13 protein-coding genes and 1 pseudogene are annotated in these 14,162 nt (G+C 44.5%); 4 read left to right on the forward strand and 10 right to left on the reverse strand.

Annotation, left to right across the window (positions count from 1 at the left end; all coding sequences use genetic code 11):
* Positions 1 to 49 precede the first annotated feature (49 nt).
* The 3 genes from rpsI to zapE form a co-directional block, all read right to left on the reverse strand.
* Positions 50 to 442, reverse strand: a complete 393-nt coding sequence (gene rpsI, locus SOHN41_RS14715) for a 30S ribosomal protein S9 (protein WP_006083052.1) — start codon at positions 440 to 442, stop codon at positions 50 to 52.
* Positions 443 to 456: 14 nt separating this feature from the next.
* The gene (gene rplM / locus SOHN41_RS14720; RefSeq protein WP_007650458.1) at positions 457 to 885 is read right to left on the reverse strand and encodes a 50S ribosomal protein L13; all 429 of its coding nucleotides are present in this window, start codon (positions 883 to 885) and stop codon (positions 457 to 459) included.
* A gap of 288 nt (positions 886 to 1,173) precedes the next feature.
* Positions 1,174 to 2,286, reverse strand: coding sequence for a cell division protein ZapE (gene zapE / locus SOHN41_RS14725; RefSeq protein ID WP_007650461.1), 1,113 nt, complete (start codon positions 2,284 to 2,286; stop codon positions 1,174 to 1,176).
* Positions 2,287 to 2,702: 416 nt separating this feature from the next.
* Between zapE and degQ the strand changes: the two genes are divergently transcribed.
* From degQ to SOHN41_RS14745, 4 genes are all read left to right on the forward strand, one after another.
* On the forward strand, positions 2,703 to 4,055 hold the full coding sequence (gene degQ, locus SOHN41_RS14730; RefSeq protein ID WP_007650466.1) for a Do family serine endopeptidase DegQ: 1,353 nt from the start codon (positions 2,703 to 2,705) through the stop codon (positions 4,053 to 4,055).
* 126 nt (positions 4,056 to 4,181) lie between these two features.
* Positions 4,182 to 5,264 carry an outer membrane-stress sensor serine endopeptidase DegS gene (gene degS / locus SOHN41_RS14735; RefSeq protein ID WP_007650468.1) on the forward strand — a complete coding sequence of 361 codons (1,083 nt, stop codon included), beginning with the start codon at positions 4,182 to 4,184 and terminating at the stop codon, positions 5,262 to 5,264.
* A gap of 484 nt (positions 5,265 to 5,748) precedes the next feature.
* The gene (locus SOHN41_RS14740; protein ID WP_007650470.1) at positions 5,749 to 7,446 is read left to right on the forward strand and encodes a molecular chaperone HscC; all 1,698 of its coding nucleotides are present in this window, start codon (positions 5,749 to 5,751) and stop codon (positions 7,444 to 7,446) included.
* Positions 7,443 to 8,804: a J domain-containing protein gene (locus tag SOHN41_RS14745; RefSeq protein ID WP_007650472.1), complete on the forward strand. Its 1,362-nt coding sequence runs from the start codon at positions 7,443 to 7,445 to the stop codon at positions 8,802 to 8,804. The genes SOHN41_RS14740 and SOHN41_RS14745 overlap by 4 nt, the downstream gene beginning before the upstream one ends.
* Positions 8,805 to 9,259: 455 nt before the next feature.
* Here SOHN41_RS14745 and murA read toward each other — a convergent pair.
* The 7 genes and pseudogenes from murA to mlaF form a co-directional block, all read right to left on the reverse strand.
* Positions 9,260 to 10,520 (reverse strand): annotated as a pseudogene (murA, locus tag SOHN41_RS14750) (UDP-N-acetylglucosamine 1-carboxyvinyltransferase).
* Between the two features lie 9 nt (positions 10,521 to 10,529).
* Positions 10,530 to 10,787: a BolA family protein gene (locus SOHN41_RS14755; RefSeq protein ID WP_007650477.1), complete on the reverse strand. Its 258-nt coding sequence runs from the start codon at positions 10,785 to 10,787 to the stop codon at positions 10,530 to 10,532.
* Positions 10,788 to 10,806: 19 nt separating this feature from the next.
* Positions 10,807 to 11,091, reverse strand: coding sequence for an STAS domain-containing protein (locus tag SOHN41_RS14760; RefSeq protein WP_007650479.1), 285 nt, complete (start codon positions 11,089 to 11,091; stop codon positions 10,807 to 10,809).
* Positions 11,092 to 11,096: 5 nt separating this feature from the next.
* A complete protein-coding gene (locus SOHN41_RS14765) occupies positions 11,097 to 11,750 on the reverse strand; it encodes an MlaC/ttg2D family ABC transporter substrate-binding protein (protein WP_007650484.1) in 654 nt (217 codons plus the stop codon).
* An 11-nt stretch (positions 11,751 to 11,761) separates the two neighbouring features.
* Positions 11,762 to 12,235, reverse strand: a complete 474-nt coding sequence (gene mlaD / locus SOHN41_RS14770) for an outer membrane lipid asymmetry maintenance protein MlaD (protein ID WP_007650486.1) — start codon at positions 12,233 to 12,235, stop codon at positions 11,762 to 11,764.
* Positions 12,236 to 12,291: 56 nt separating this feature from the next.
* Complete coding sequence (gene mlaE / locus SOHN41_RS14775) at positions 12,292 to 13,077, reverse strand: lipid asymmetry maintenance ABC transporter permease subunit MlaE (RefSeq protein WP_007650487.1); 786 nt, start codon at positions 13,075 to 13,077, stop codon at positions 12,292 to 12,294.
* A complete protein-coding gene (gene mlaF, locus SOHN41_RS14780; RefSeq protein ID WP_007650489.1) occupies positions 13,074 to 13,892 on the reverse strand; it encodes a phospholipid ABC transporter ATP-binding protein MlaF in 819 nt (272 codons plus the stop codon). The genes mlaE and mlaF overlap by 4 nt, the downstream gene beginning before the upstream one ends.
* Positions 13,893 to 14,162: the final 270 nt, after the last annotated feature.

The following is a 14,162-nucleotide window of genomic DNA, read 5'->3' on the forward strand; positions in this document are numbered from 1 at the left end:
CAATAAAAAACCCAGCATAAGCTGGGTTTTTTGATATTCCGAAAACGTATTAACGCTTAGAGAATTGTGGCTTACGACGTGCTTTACGTAGACCCACTTTCTTACGCTCAACTTTACGAGCGTCACGGGTAACGAAACCAGCAGAACGTAACGATGGACGCAGAGCTTCATCTAATTGCATCAGAGCACGGGTAATACCGTGACGGATTGCGCCTGCTTGGCCAGTGATACCACCGCCTTTAACAGTTACATAGATGTCCAGCTTGTCAGTCATTTCAACTAACTCTAATGGCTGACGAACAACCATACGAGCAGTTTCACGACCAAAATACTGATCCAAAGGACGTTGATTTACAACGATGTTGCCACTACCAGCTTTAGCGAATACGCGAGCTGTAGAGGTTTTGCGACGGCCAGTGCCGTAGTACTGAGTTGCAGCCATTTGCTTAATCCCGTTTAGATATCAAGAACTTGAGGTTGTTGTGCAGCGTGGTTATGTTCTGCGCCAGCGTAAACTTTCAGTTTACGGAACATGGCACGGCCCAGAGGACCTTTTGGTAACATACCCTTAACTGCCTTCTCGATGATCATTTCTGGCTTATGCGCTTGCAGCTTTTCAAAGCTGATTTGCTTAATGCCACCAGGGAAGCCTGAATGCGAGTAGTACGTTTTGCCTTTCGCTTTGTTACCAGTAACAGTAACTTTCTCAGCGTTGATAACGATGATGTAATCACCAGTGTCAACATGAGGAGTGTATTCTGGCTTATGCTTTCCGCGTAAACGGGTAGCAATTTCAGTAGCGATACGACCTAAAGTTTTGCCGTCTGCATCAACGACGAACCAGTCACGAGTTACGGTTTCTGGTGTAGCAGTAAAAGTCTTCATTATTACAAAAACCCAAAGTTAATTTCTGTCTCACATGTTGCTTGCATTTGCAAACAACACAAAATTGCCTTTCGGTACCCCTTCGAGCACTTAATTCGGCTTACAACTTCCGCCCAATTGGCGGAGTAACGTGGGCAGGTGGCGGAGTATAGACAAAGCTGAGTTAAAAATCACCTGATTTTTTGCCAAAAATTATAAAATTTCGCTCGATGTGGCCCATCATCCGACGGATTAACAAGCCACAGGCGATTCGAGGGCGTAACTGTAGGAAACGCATGCCGTACAAGGTTAAGGTAGGTGCTCTGTTTTTAAATAATCATGGGATTGCATTTCAATAAGGCGTGAACGACAACGTCTAAATTCGAAACTCAGCAATCCATCGGCGTAGATGTCCTCCAGTGGCACTTGGGCGGATACAATCAGTTTTACATTGCGCTCGTAAAACTCATCTACCATGGCAAGAAAACGCCTAGCAATATCATCTCCAGTAAGAAAAGCGCCCATTTGCTCTATGCCGCTCACGAGCACAGTATGATATATCCGCGCTAGCTCCATATAATCCCGTTGGCTACGAGGTCCGTCACACAGAGCCCTAAAATCTGCGAGTAACACGCCCTGTGCTTGTTGACGTATTTGGATTTCACGCCCTTCAATTTCAATGGCTTCGGTTGATATTTCTGCCTCTGGAGCCAATTGTTGGAAGTAATGCAGCAGGTTAGTATCGGCCTGCGTATCTAAGGGATAGTGATAAATCTCCGCCTGCTCTAACGTTCGCAGTCGATAGTCGATGCCTGAATCAACATTTAATACTTCACAATGCTGATTGATTAAAGCGATAGCCGGTAAGAAACGGGCCCGCTGTAAGCCGTTTTTATATAGGTCATCGGGAATAATATTCGATGTAGCAACTAACACGACACCCTCTTTAAATAGGGCTTGGAAAAGTGTACCAAGTAACATCGCATCGGTAATATCAGAGACAAAAAATTCGTCAAAACAAATCACTCGGTACTTGGCCGCCATCTGTTTAGCGATGACGAATAAGGGATCGCGTGTGCCTTTGAGTCCATCCAAATCTAAATGCAATTGGTGCATAAAACGATGAAAGTGAGCCCGCAATTTTTTATCGCCAGGCAGTGCATCATAAAAGGTATCCATCAGATAGGTTTTACCGCGACCCACACCGCCCCAAAGATACAGGCCTTTAGTTGCAGCAGGTGCAGATTTTAATCCTATAGCAGTAAATAACTTAGTGATGGCCGAACTGGGTTCCTCTGCGGCGGTTAAGTCTTCATAGACTCGTTGCAACGCCTTAACGGCAATTTCTTGTGCCGGATCATGGGAAAAACCATCTCGGGTAAGATCTCTTTGATAATGCAGCCAAGGGCTTAACTGAGGCACTTTTTAATTCTCTTATATCCTTTATTAAAACTGGGACGATATTAGCACGACAAATGTGGCACAGGATATATTAATGCCGCATTGGACAAACAAGGTGAATGACTTATTCCCGTTGCCCCCCTATTGCAATGGTCTGTGTTATAACTCTTAGTCAATGGCTCTCTATTTGACTCTTTAGTCTTGAAAAATAAGCTCAGCGTCCATAGTTTTTGCTTCAGTTACATTCGAGGAAGAGCCGATAAAATAGCCATAAAGAAATTAACCTTTGTTAATATTGATGAACTTTTTCAAATAGGTGCGTGTCCGAATGGTTACCTAGGCAAATAGCCGGTACCGATACAGATTTGATCTGGTGCGCACTTTATAACGACGCATTACATCCAGATCCTTGATCCCTTATTTGGAGTTATGAATAGATGAAAACAAAACTATCTGTACTTTCAGCCGCAATGTTAGCCGCTACCTTGACTATGATGCCCGCAATCTCACAGGCCGCGATCCCACAAACCGTCGAGGGACAACCTATTCCAAGCCTCGCGCCCATGTTGGAGCGAACAACTCCCGCAGTGGTTTCTGTCGCAGTGAGTGGCACCCATGTTTCTAAGCAACGAGTACCCGATGTATTCCGTTATTTCTTCGGCCCCAATGCGCCGCAGGAACAAGTGCAAGAACGCCCCTTTAGAGGTTTAGGATCTGGGGTAATTATTGATGCCGAAAAAGGCTATATCGTTACTAATAATCACGTGATTGATGGCGCCGATGATATTCAAGTCGGTCTACATGACGGTCGTGAAGTCAAAGCCAAACTCATTGGTACTGATTCAGAATCTGATATTGCATTACTGCAAATTGAGGCCAAAAATCTTGTCGCCATTAAGTCTTCTAACTCCGATGACTTACGTGTAGGTGACTTTGCCGTAGCCATTGGTAACCCCTTCGGTTTAGGGCAAACAGTAACATCCGGTATCGTCAGTGCCTTAGGTCGAAGTGGTTTAGGTATTGAAATGCTCGAAAACTTTATCCAGACCGATGCCGCCATTAACAGTGGTAACTCCGGTGGTGCACTCGTTAATTTAAACGGTGAATTGATTGGGATTAATACCGCAATCGTAGCGCCAGGCGGTGGTAACGTCGGTATCGGCTTTGCTATCCCTGCCAATATGGTGAAAAACTTGGTTGCGCAGATTGCTGAACACGGTGAAGTTCGCCGTGGGGTACTGGGTATCTCGGGACGCGATCTTGATAGTCAACTCGCCCAAGGCTTTGGTTTAGACACCCAACACGGCGGCTTCGTGAATGAAGTATCAAAAGACAGTGCTGCCGAGAAAGCAGGCATTAAAGCGGGTGATATTATTGTTAGTGTCGATGGTCGTTCGATTAAGTCATTCCAGGAGCTGCGCGCTAAGGTTGCCACTATGGGTGCTGGCGCTAAAGTTGAGCTAGGGCTGATCCGCGATGGTGATTCTAAAACGGTTAAAGTCACTTTAGGCGAAGCCAGTCAAACCACTGAGGCCGCCGCGGGTGCAGTCCACCCAATGCTACAGGGGGCCTCCTTGGAAAACTCGGCTAAGGGCATTGAAATTACCGATGTGGCTCAAGGTTCACCCGCGGCGATGAGTGGTTTGCAAAAAGGCGATGTGATTGTAGGGATTAACCGTACTGGGGTGAAAGATCTGAAGTCGCTAAAAGCACAACTGAAGGATCAAGAAGGTGCGGTAGCACTGAAGATCCTCCGTGATAAGAGTATGTTGTACTTAGTGTTACGCTAACCGATGCTCGCGTCTGAAACTTAAGCAATTTTTCAGACTCAGATCAGCATAGGGAACACTCGTTCCCTATGCTTTGCTCAGTTAAACATGTTAATCTAACCCACCTTTTTCAATATTTATCCTGCCATGACAATAAAAGACACCCTGTTATATCTAGGTAAAGCCATCCTTTTCGGTCTTATCATGGCGGCAATGTTCTTATTGGTCACCCGTTATTTTGATGACCAACACCTCGGCAATAGTCTGCTTCAGCCCCGGGCGAATAACACAGTAGAGTTGTCCTTTGCCAAGGCGGTGCGCCGCGCAGCCCCTGCCGTTGTCAATATTTACAGCCTCAGCATAGATCAGAGTCGCCCACTCAATTCAGGCTCGCTACAGGGCCTAGGTTCTGGGGTGATAATGAGCAAAGAAGGCTATATTCTCACAAATTATCATGTCATTAAGAAAGCTGACGAGATTGTTGTCGCCCTGCAAGATGGACGCAAGTTTACCTCGGAAGTGGTTGGTTTCGATCCTGAAACCGATCTATCTGTCCTTAAAATTGAAGGCGATAACTTACCGATTGTCCCCGTTAATCTAGATAGCCCACCTCAAGTCGGTGATGTGGTGCTCGCCATTGGTAACCCGTACAATTTAGGCCAAACCATTACCCAAGGTATTATCAGTGCCACTGGCCGTAACGGTTTAAGTTCGGGTTATTTAGACTTCCTGCAAACCGATGCAGCGATTAACGCGGGCAACTCCGGCGGCGCCTTAATCGACACCAACGGTAGCCTCATAGGGATTAACACCGCCGCATTCCAAATAGGTGAAGAAGGCGGTGGTCACGGCATTAACTTCGCCATCCCGATTAAATTGGCCCACAGCATTATGGGCAAATTGATTAAGAACGGCCGCGTGATCCGTGGTGCATTAGGCATTTCCGGCGAGCCGATTAACCCTGTCATTGCACAAATTCTCAATCTGCCCGATTTAAAAGGTGTGGTCATTATGGGTGTAGATCCTAATGGCCCAGCAGCACGGGCGCAGCTAATGCCAAGGGATGTAATCATCAAATACGATGGCGAGGATGTGCCTGGGGTCGAAATGCTGATGGATAGAATTGCCGAGACAACTCCCGGCAAGAAAGTCATGATGACAGTTATTCGCCAAGGCAAGGAGCAAGTACTGCCTGTGATTATCGATGAGAAAGTCGTCGTCGATAATTAAGCTCTGTTGCATCATCCTATTGAGTTAAGCTCAGAATAAGGCAGGAATAGCGCCTTATTCTGAGTCCCCTCCAAAGCAAGATAACTTTATCGTCTAGTGATCAGGGTGAATTGCCATTGTTTCCCCAGTGACACTCCCCATATCCCTATGGGTCAGATGTGAAATAGCGGCCATGTCGCCAACAGTCACTGGCACAACAATTCCAATCTTAACTCCCTTTTAAACTGTTCGTTTAGCTAAAAAGTATTGTTCCAAAGCAAGCCACGGCTAGAAGGTCAGCCCTTTGCTGTCTGATAATTTGAGATACATAAAGTAATGGGTCCCTAAAAGTAAGACCCCATAAATCCTCTATTCCGAATGTATCATATCGCGACAAATGCAATTATTTATCATAAATATAGATGGCAATATTTATTGCAATTGGATTTTAGGTTAACTTTATGAACAAGCACAATTATCAAAGAATTGTTATTTAAGGGATCAAATGCCAATTGTAGGGATAGATTTAGGTACCACCAATAGCGCCATCAGCGTCTGGGAACACGGTGAAGTCAAACTCATTAAGAATGCCCTTGGAGACGAGTTAACTCCCTCAGTAGTCAATGTCGATGATGCAGGTAATATTCTTATTGGTAAAGCCGCTAAACAAAGATTGATCACAGCTCCGCACCATACCACTGAACAATTCAAACGTTTTATTGGCACTGATAAAGTGATTTTACTGGGTAAACGCAGTTTTAGCGCTATTGAATTATCATCTATGTTACTTAAATCTTTAAAGAGCGATGCCGAAGCCTACCTGAATGAGACTGTCAATAGAGCCATAGTCTCGGTCCCCGCTTATTTTAATGATATTCAGCGCCAAGCGACTAAAATGGCCGCTGAGCTTGCTGGTCTTACCGTTGAAAAACTCATCAATGAGCCCACCGCCGCAGCACTATGTTATGGCGTCCATGAATCGCCAGATGATCAGACCTACCTTATTCTCGATCTTGGTGGCGGCACTTTCGATGTCACTCTATTAGAATACTTTGATGGCGTAATGGAGGTGCATGCCTCTAGTGGTGATAATTTTTTAGGTGGTATGGACTTTCTAGATGTGATCGTCAGTGATTTCTTAATCCAGCATAAACTAACTAAATCACAATTGAGTGCCGATGCCCTTTCTTCTCTTCATCAATATTGTGAACAGTTAAAAATTAAGCTCAGCCAAGAAAAACAAGCAAGCTTTACATTAATACTCGATGGCAACTCTTACAGTTACAGCTTGAACGAAGTCGATTTTGAAACTAAATGCTCATCAATATTAAAGCGTATTGTCCTACCTATTGAACGTGTCATCAACGATAGCCGCATAAGCCAGCTCAGTGAAATTAACGATGTTATATTAGTCGGTGGTGCGACACGTATGCCTATATTTCACAAAACTATTTCAAAATTACTTGGGCGTATCCCATCATATCGTTTAAATCCCGATATCGTTGTCGCAAAAGGAGCGGGTATTCAGGCAGCTTTAGCAGCAGATGACCAAGCCCTTGAAGACGTAGTATTAACTGATGTAAGCCCCTTTAGTCTTGGCGTTAATGTAAGAAGCTTAGAAAGCCCTGACCGGAGTTTTTTTGATCCTATAATCAGTCGCAATACTCTACTCCCAGTTAGCGTTAGTCGACTATATGTTAATGCCGCTGATGGACAAGAAGAAATTTGCTTTAAAGTTTACCAAGGTGAAAGTAAGTTCTTAGAGAATAATCTGCATTTAGGTGATGTACTTGTCGACATCCCCAAGTCAAAGGCCGGGGAAACCTGCGTTGAAGTTCGTTTTAGTTACGATACCAATGGTCTACTCGAAGTCGATGTGTATATAGACGCGACAAAGCAGAAACGTAGTGCATTATTTGAGCAAAGTTCCGGTAAATTATCTGATGCCGACAAAGCCAGCGCATTAGCCAAGTTAGCTGAATTAAAAGTCCATCCAAGAACAGTATTGCAAAATATTACGCTGTTAGAGTCGCTTGATAGGATTTACATTCAATCTACTGATATAGATAAACAATTTGTTTCGTCGTTAATAGAGAAATTCTCAAGTTTAATTGAATCACAAAATGTCCAAGAGATAAAACGCTTCAGTAGCTACCTTAAAGATGTGATTGAAGAATATGATATTCGAGGTATTTTCCAATGACAGAACACTATTGGGAGCTGCTTGAGTTAACGCCTACCCATGACAAGAAAAGACTTCGGCAGGCTTACAGTAAAAAAATAAAGCAATTTAAACCAGAAAAATTCCCCGAAGAATTCAAACAAATTCGCACTGCGTACGAGATATTACTAAATCAAATTCAGGATGAAGATAATGAAAGCCATGGATCAACTAGAGAAAGTCTTGCTGAAAGAATAGCGGCTAAAGTTACTAATCAGCAAAATTTAGTAGCAATGGAAAACTGTAACAGACAACAATTCGAGCATACAGAAACAAACTTATTGCAAGACTTAGAGGTTGGAGTTAACACCGATTATGATAAAAATAAGCTTACGTTAAGTAATCTTAGTCAAGAAAAGCTATTTTTATCGCCACAGTTAACTGAAAATGATGTTCAATCTATTACCGCTGAGAGTATTGTCGAACAGCTGACATCGTTAACTATGGACAAAAATGTTGAACACATAACTGAACCTTGGCAAAAAGTCCTTGATCAAGTTGAGCAGCTTGACTTATTTTCTCGTCAAAAAATATCGAACCAAGCCTTTTATTTATTATTGAAATATGTGCAACGCTTTTCAAAAAGACGCGGCAGAAAAGAATACATCACCTACCCATTTAAAGTGATGAAATGTTTTGATGAAACCTTTCTATGGTCTAAGAACAACGCCCTCACTGACCTGTATGATGAAAATGACATTAAGCAAGTAATTCCACGATACTTTATTATTCAACAAGAACAAATTCAAATCGGTGGAGGTGGATCTCAACAAAGCTATTTACAGCAAGTTGATGGTATGGACAGATTTATAATGATGCTGGTGGATTTTTGTATCTGTTGTATCCCAGCCATATTTGTTGTTCCTTATCTAACCTCGCCATCGAGTTTAATTACCAAACTTCATGCAATGGTTGAGTCCATCCAATTAACGTCAAATATCGGCCTTTTTCAGCCCGTTAAACAACAGGTATTGAATAAAGTGTCAAATGGACTATTCGCCTTAAGTGAGTTAAAAGCCTTGCCAATGTTTATGATTTCGCTGTTCATTTGCTACTTATTGTATGTAACTATCATGGAACTTGGCCCGTTCAGACGCACTATAGGCACAAAGATCTGCAAAGCGACAATAGGAACAAGACAATTTAAGCCTGCTCGTTTCACTCATCGACTTTGTCGATTGACACTAAACGGCTTTTTATTAACCATGTTAGTACTTCTATGTTGGGGACTCATGTCATCATCAGCGATGATGTTTTTTGTAGCGATAGCATTAGGCCGCCTATTACGGCAAATTCTGGAAAGTTATTCCCCCGTTATACTTTATCGAGTAGTGAAATAAATACCTTTATAGTTAAATGTTTAGCGTATATTGCTATTTGGCCGAGGGAATATTTATGAGATTAACACCATGAAATATAATGATATTTACTTATTAACCAGGTAGATTTAATAAGAATAATCGACATCAGAAAAATGTCTACAAAGAGGTCATTCTTCGTAAATCACCCCACGTTCTTGGGGCTTTTTCTTGTCCTAAACAGGGCAATTTTACCAGCAACCTGAACAGTTGTTGCCAGTAGAAGTGGGCAGTTTGATGCTGCACCGCTACATAATGATTAAGATAAGAGGAATATTTCACAATGAATTTTTCATTACTTCTGTTTATCCGAATGCAGATAATCTTGCGAAAAATTCAGCTCGTTTTGTCCCTTCCTTTTTAGCTGAACAAATTGAGCCCAATAAAAAACCAGCACTAGGCTGTGTTTTTTATTGGGAGCTAGTCCTAAGCAAATGTTATTGCACACGCTCTACATGCGCGCCCAAGCCCTGGAACTTCTGCTCGATATGCTCGTAGCCGCGGTCTAAGTGATAGATGCGATCGACGATAGTCTTGCCATCGGCGACTAAGCCTGCGATCACTAGACTCGCTGACGCGCGTAAATCCGTTGCCATCACCTGGGCACCACTTAAGGATTCAATCCCTTGGATAATGCAGGTATTACCTTCAAGCTCCATGGTTGCGCCCATACGGATAAGCTCTGGCACGTGCATAAAGCGGTTTTCGAAGATGGTTTCGGTAATGGTCGCTGTGCCCTGCGCTAGCGCATTGAGCACACAGAACTGCGCCTGCATATCGGTTGGGAAGCCAGGATATGGCGCGGTTTTAATGTTAACCGCTTTTGGACGTTTGCCTTGCATGTCCAGTTCAATCCAGTCTTCACCTGTAGTGATCACGGCGCCCGCATCCTCAAGCTTAGCGATCACCGACTCCAATGACGCAGGATCGGCCTTTAAGCAACGAATGTGGCCACGGGTCACCGCGGCGGCAACCAGGAATGAACCTGTTTCAATGCGGTCCGGCATCACGCGATACTCACAGCCCTGTAGACGCTCAACCCCTTGAATACGCAGGGTTGCACTGCCTACACCAGTGATCTTTGCGCCCATGGCAATTAAGCAATTAGCCAAATCGATCACTTCAGGTTCACGGGCTGCGTTTTCAATCACGGTTTCGCCATCGGCCAATGCCGCTGCCATCAGTAAGTTTTCGGTCGCACCGACACTCACCATGTCCATGAAAATATGGGCGCCCTTTAAGCGACCATCGACACGGGCCTTGATATAACCTTCTTTCACTTCAATCTTGGCGCCCATCATTTCGAGGCCATGCAAGTGGAGGTTTACTGGACGTGCACCAATGGCGCAGCCACCCGGTAATGAAACGTCAGCGGTACCATAGCGGGCCAATAATGGTCCTAAGATCAAGATAGATGCACGCATGGTTTTCACTAGATCGTAGGGAGCACAAAACTCATTCAGATTAGTGGTCGAAATGCGGATCTGTCCGTCGCCAAGCTCGGTCACTTCGGCGCCCAGACAACGTAATAACTTACAGCTAGTGCTCACATCGCGCAGATTCGGCACGTTAGAAACCACAAAGTCGGTTTCGGCCAAGACACCCGCCATCAGAATAGGCAGGGCCGCATTTTTTGGCGCCAGAAATAATCACATCACCAGCAAGCGGAGGGCTTGCCTGAATCGTTAATTTATCCACTTTTCCTCACTAGCTAGGCATGTTGAAAACTTTTTCGCGTTTCCATTGAGTCGGCGTGAAAGTTTTAATCGTTAATGCATGTAATTCACCACTGGCAATGTGTGCCGTTAGCGGTGCATAAATGGCTTGTTGCTGTTTAACTCGGCTCATACCATCGAAACATTCGCCTACGGCGATCACTTTATAATGGCTGCCATCGGAGCTAGCGTGAACTTCGTCAAGCGCTAACGCATCACGTAAAATCTGTTCTATTAAGCTGCATTCCATAAAATTTAGTACCTTGTTTTCAAAGTGCTTCTTCGGTGAAGAAGGACTGTAAATCGTATAAATCGATTAATTTTTTAAGCTGCTCCGAGGCGGAACAAAGTGTCAGAGGCGAGTCATGGGCACGCACTAGGGCCAGTAAAAAAGCCACTCCTGCGCTATCACTATATTCAAGCTCTGACAAAGACAACACTTGTGTCTGCTTTTCCAGCAAACTTTGTCTCTGCGGCCACAGCGTTATCACTTGCGCCTGTGATAAGCGCCCCTTGAGATGACAAACCCTGCCCTGCTGCACAAATTCAACCACGGCGATTACTTCCCTGATTTAGATTGTTTAACCACTTTTTCTTTAGTGCGCTCTTCAAGCATCTTAATCACAGGATCAATACCTTGTTGGCGGATAAGGTTAGAGATTTCAGATTGTTTAGATGACAGTAAACTCACGCCCTCGGCCACTAAATCAAACGCTTTCCATGAGTCATCCTTCAAACGACGCACTTTAAACAGTAATTTTATCGGTGGACGACCCGCTTCGATAATCTGTACGTTAACATCGACAATTTTCTCGTTGCGAAAATCGGCACCGGGTGAAAATTCAACTTTCTGATTAGTGTACTCAGTAAATGCCTGTGCGTAGGTAGAGATTAAATATCCCTCGAAGGCGGTGACAAATTGATTGCGCTGTTCTTCGGTAGAATCCTTCAAATACTGGCCTAATACTTTGTAAGAGGCATATTTATAATCGACGTATGGCATTAATTCTTCGCGCACAATCACCTTGAGATGATCCGCATCGGCATCGATTAAAGCCTTATCTTGATGGAAACGGTCGAAGGTTTTATTCGCAGCAGCTTTCACCATGGCATAAGGATCCATAGTGTTGATCGTGACATCGGCCGCCATAACATTCATTGCGGTAAAAACCATCACTAACGGCAGTAAAAAGCGAGATAAGCTTTTAAACATAGTGGTAACCCCTATTTATCCTTTGAACCCATACTATATAAAAACTGACCAATCAGGTCTTCTAACACTAAGGCTGAGCGAGTATCGTCAATCTTATCGCCATCCTTAAGCATGCTCACATCGTCATCCATAAACCCTGGGGTTAAACCGAGAAATTGCTCACCGAGCAAGCCCGAAGTCAAAATAGCTAAACTACTGGTTTCAGGGAATTTATCGTAACGTTTGTCCATCACAACCGTCACCACGGCCACCAATTTGACAGGATCGAGGTCAATATTGCTCACCCGTCCCACCACGACCCCGCCCACTTTGACCGGAGAGCGCACTTTAAGGCCACCAATATTAGTGAAATTGGCCGTTAAGGTGTAGCTGCTGTCGCTGGTTTTCACCTCGATATTGGCGACTTTGAACACCAATACTAGAAAGGCGGCTAAACCCGTTAAAAGAAACACACCCACTAACAATTCAATTTTTCGTGTCAACATGCTCAGTTACCACTCTGTTAATCCATCTAACCTGTGTCGAAATCCGCAATGTTCCATTAGCGGCCAAACATCAGGGCTGTCAGTAAAAAATCTAATGCCAGTACGGCGAGGCTTGATTGCACTACGGTCGATGTCGTTGCTCGGCTAATCCCTTCCGGATTAGGGATCACTTGGTAACCACGATATAGGGCAATCCAAGTGACAACTACGGCAAAGACACCGCTCTTGATCAAACAGTTAACTATGTCTTTACGCCATTCTACCGATGCTTGCAAAATCGACCAAAAAGCACCGTTATCTATCCCTTTCCATTCCACACCCACTAAATGGCCGCCATAGATACCCACAGCCGTAAACATTAACGCCAGCAAAGGCATGCTGATCACCCCAGCCCAAAAGCGTGGTGCAATAATCTGCCGCAGCGGATCTATGGCCATCATTTCTAAACTTGAGAGCTGTTCAGTACTCTTCATTAGGCCGATTTCAGCGGTTAATGCCGAACCCGCACGCCCGGCAAATAACAATGCCGTGACCACGGGCCCAAGTTCACGCAACAGACTCAAAGCCACCATAGGCCCGAGGCTTTCCTCAGTGCCAAAACCGACTAAGATGTTATAGCCTTGCAGCGCCAACACCATACCGATAAAAAGCCCTGAGACTAAGATGATCACCATAGATTGCACACCAACCACATAGATCTGGCGCACCAATAATGGAAACCCTTTGCGTACCCTAGGCCAGCGGAAAATGGCCCCCCAAAGCATAAGCCCCGCACGACCAAAACCGAGCACAAGCTCAATCGCACTGCGGCCTAAGTCGGCAATACTGTCTAATAACTTCACTTGCCAACTCCTTTTGCCATCAATTCTTGCTGATAGTTATTCGCTGGATAATGGAATGGTACAGGGCCGTCCGGCGCCCCCTGAATAAACTGTTTAAGCTGCGGATTATCAGCATATTTGAGTTGCTCCGGTGTACCATGGGCGATAACCTTTTTATCTGCAACAACATAGACATAATCAGCAATCCCTAACACTTCATCTACATCGTGGGAGACCACAATTGAGGTGAGATTAAGGGCATCGGACAATTCACGGATAAGCTTCACTAACACACCCATGGAGATAGGATCTTGCCCAGCAAAAGGTTCATCATACATGACCATTTCGGGTTCAAGGGCGATGGCTCTGGCCAGTGCCGCACGGCGTTGCATGCCGCCAGATAATTCGCTCGGCATCATTTGCGCCGCCCCACGCAGTCCGACCGCCTCCAGTTTCATCAGCACAATAGTACGGATAATTTCTTCGGGTAGGCCAGAGTGTTCCCGCAGGGCGAAAGCCACGTTATCGAAGACATTAATGTCGGTAAATAAAGCGCCACTTTGAAACAACATGCTCATTCGTTTGCGTAATCCGAATAGCTCATTACGACTCACGCCATGCACATCGTGGCCATCAAACAATACTTGCCCATGATCGGGGGTAAGCTGACCACCAATTAACTTTAACAATGTGGTTTTGCCAATACCGCTCGGCCCCATGATGGCGGTCACTTTGCCCCTAGGAATAGACAGGCTAATATCTTCATATATGACACGTTGACCACGGCTAAACCCCAAATGACGGATCTCAACCAACGGCGTTTGTTCTTGAGTCATGCTTGATTCCGATATTTGAAAAGAGGTGATCTGCGTCTTCCTGTTGCAGACCAATCGAAGAGCCGCAAATTGTACGTAATTGCGCTTTAACCTACAACCGAATCGACACTATCGTCCTGCGATACTTTCAATTTGCCTCATTTCCAGCGAAAATGCGCGCGAAGTTTTCTATCCCTAAGGGTAAAATGTTACTTAATGTTTTCCAGTGGGTTAGGAAATTGGTCACCACTGTTTAAATCATCGCTAAATAGCACAAAAACCTAACCTTGG

This window comes from Shewanella sp. HN-41 (genome assembly GCF_000217915.1).
In the GTDB taxonomy this organism is placed as follows: domain Bacteria; phylum Pseudomonadota; class Gammaproteobacteria; order Enterobacterales; family Shewanellaceae; genus Shewanella.

Excerpts from the sequence above, each read along its gene's own strand:
- rpsI (WP_006083052.1), bottom strand. The coding sequence starts at position 442 with ATGGCTGCAACTCAGTACTACGGCACTGGCCGTCGCAAAACCTCTACA.
- rplM (WP_007650458.1), bottom strand. The coding sequence starts at position 885 with ATGAAGACTTTTACTGCTACACCAGAAACCGTAACTCGTGACTGGTTC.
- degQ (WP_007650466.1), top strand. The coding sequence starts at position 2,703 with ATGAAAACAAAACTATCTGTACTTTCAGCCGCAATGTTAGCCGCTACC.
- degS (WP_007650468.1), top strand. The coding sequence starts at position 4,182 with ATGACAATAAAAGACACCCTGTTATATCTAGGTAAAGCCATCCTTTTC.
- SOHN41_RS14740 (WP_007650470.1), top strand. The coding sequence starts at position 5,749 with ATGCCAATTGTAGGGATAGATTTAGGTACCACCAATAGCGCCATCAGC.
- SOHN41_RS14745 (WP_007650472.1), top strand. The coding sequence starts at position 7,443 with ATGACAGAACACTATTGGGAGCTGCTTGAGTTAACGCCTACCCATGAC.
- SOHN41_RS14755 (WP_007650477.1), bottom strand. The coding sequence starts at position 10,787 with ATGGAATGCAGCTTAATAGAACAGATTTTACGTGATGCGTTAGCGCTT.
- SOHN41_RS14765 (WP_007650484.1), bottom strand. The coding sequence starts at position 11,750 with ATGTTTAAAAGCTTATCTCGCTTTTTACTGCCGTTAGTGATGGTTTTT.
- mlaD (WP_007650486.1), bottom strand. The coding sequence starts at position 12,235 with ATGTTGACACGAAAAATTGAATTGTTAGTGGGTGTGTTTCTTTTAACG.
- mlaF (WP_007650489.1), bottom strand. The coding sequence starts at position 13,892 with ATGACTCAAGAACAAACGCCGTTGGTTGAGATCCGTCATTTGGGGTTT.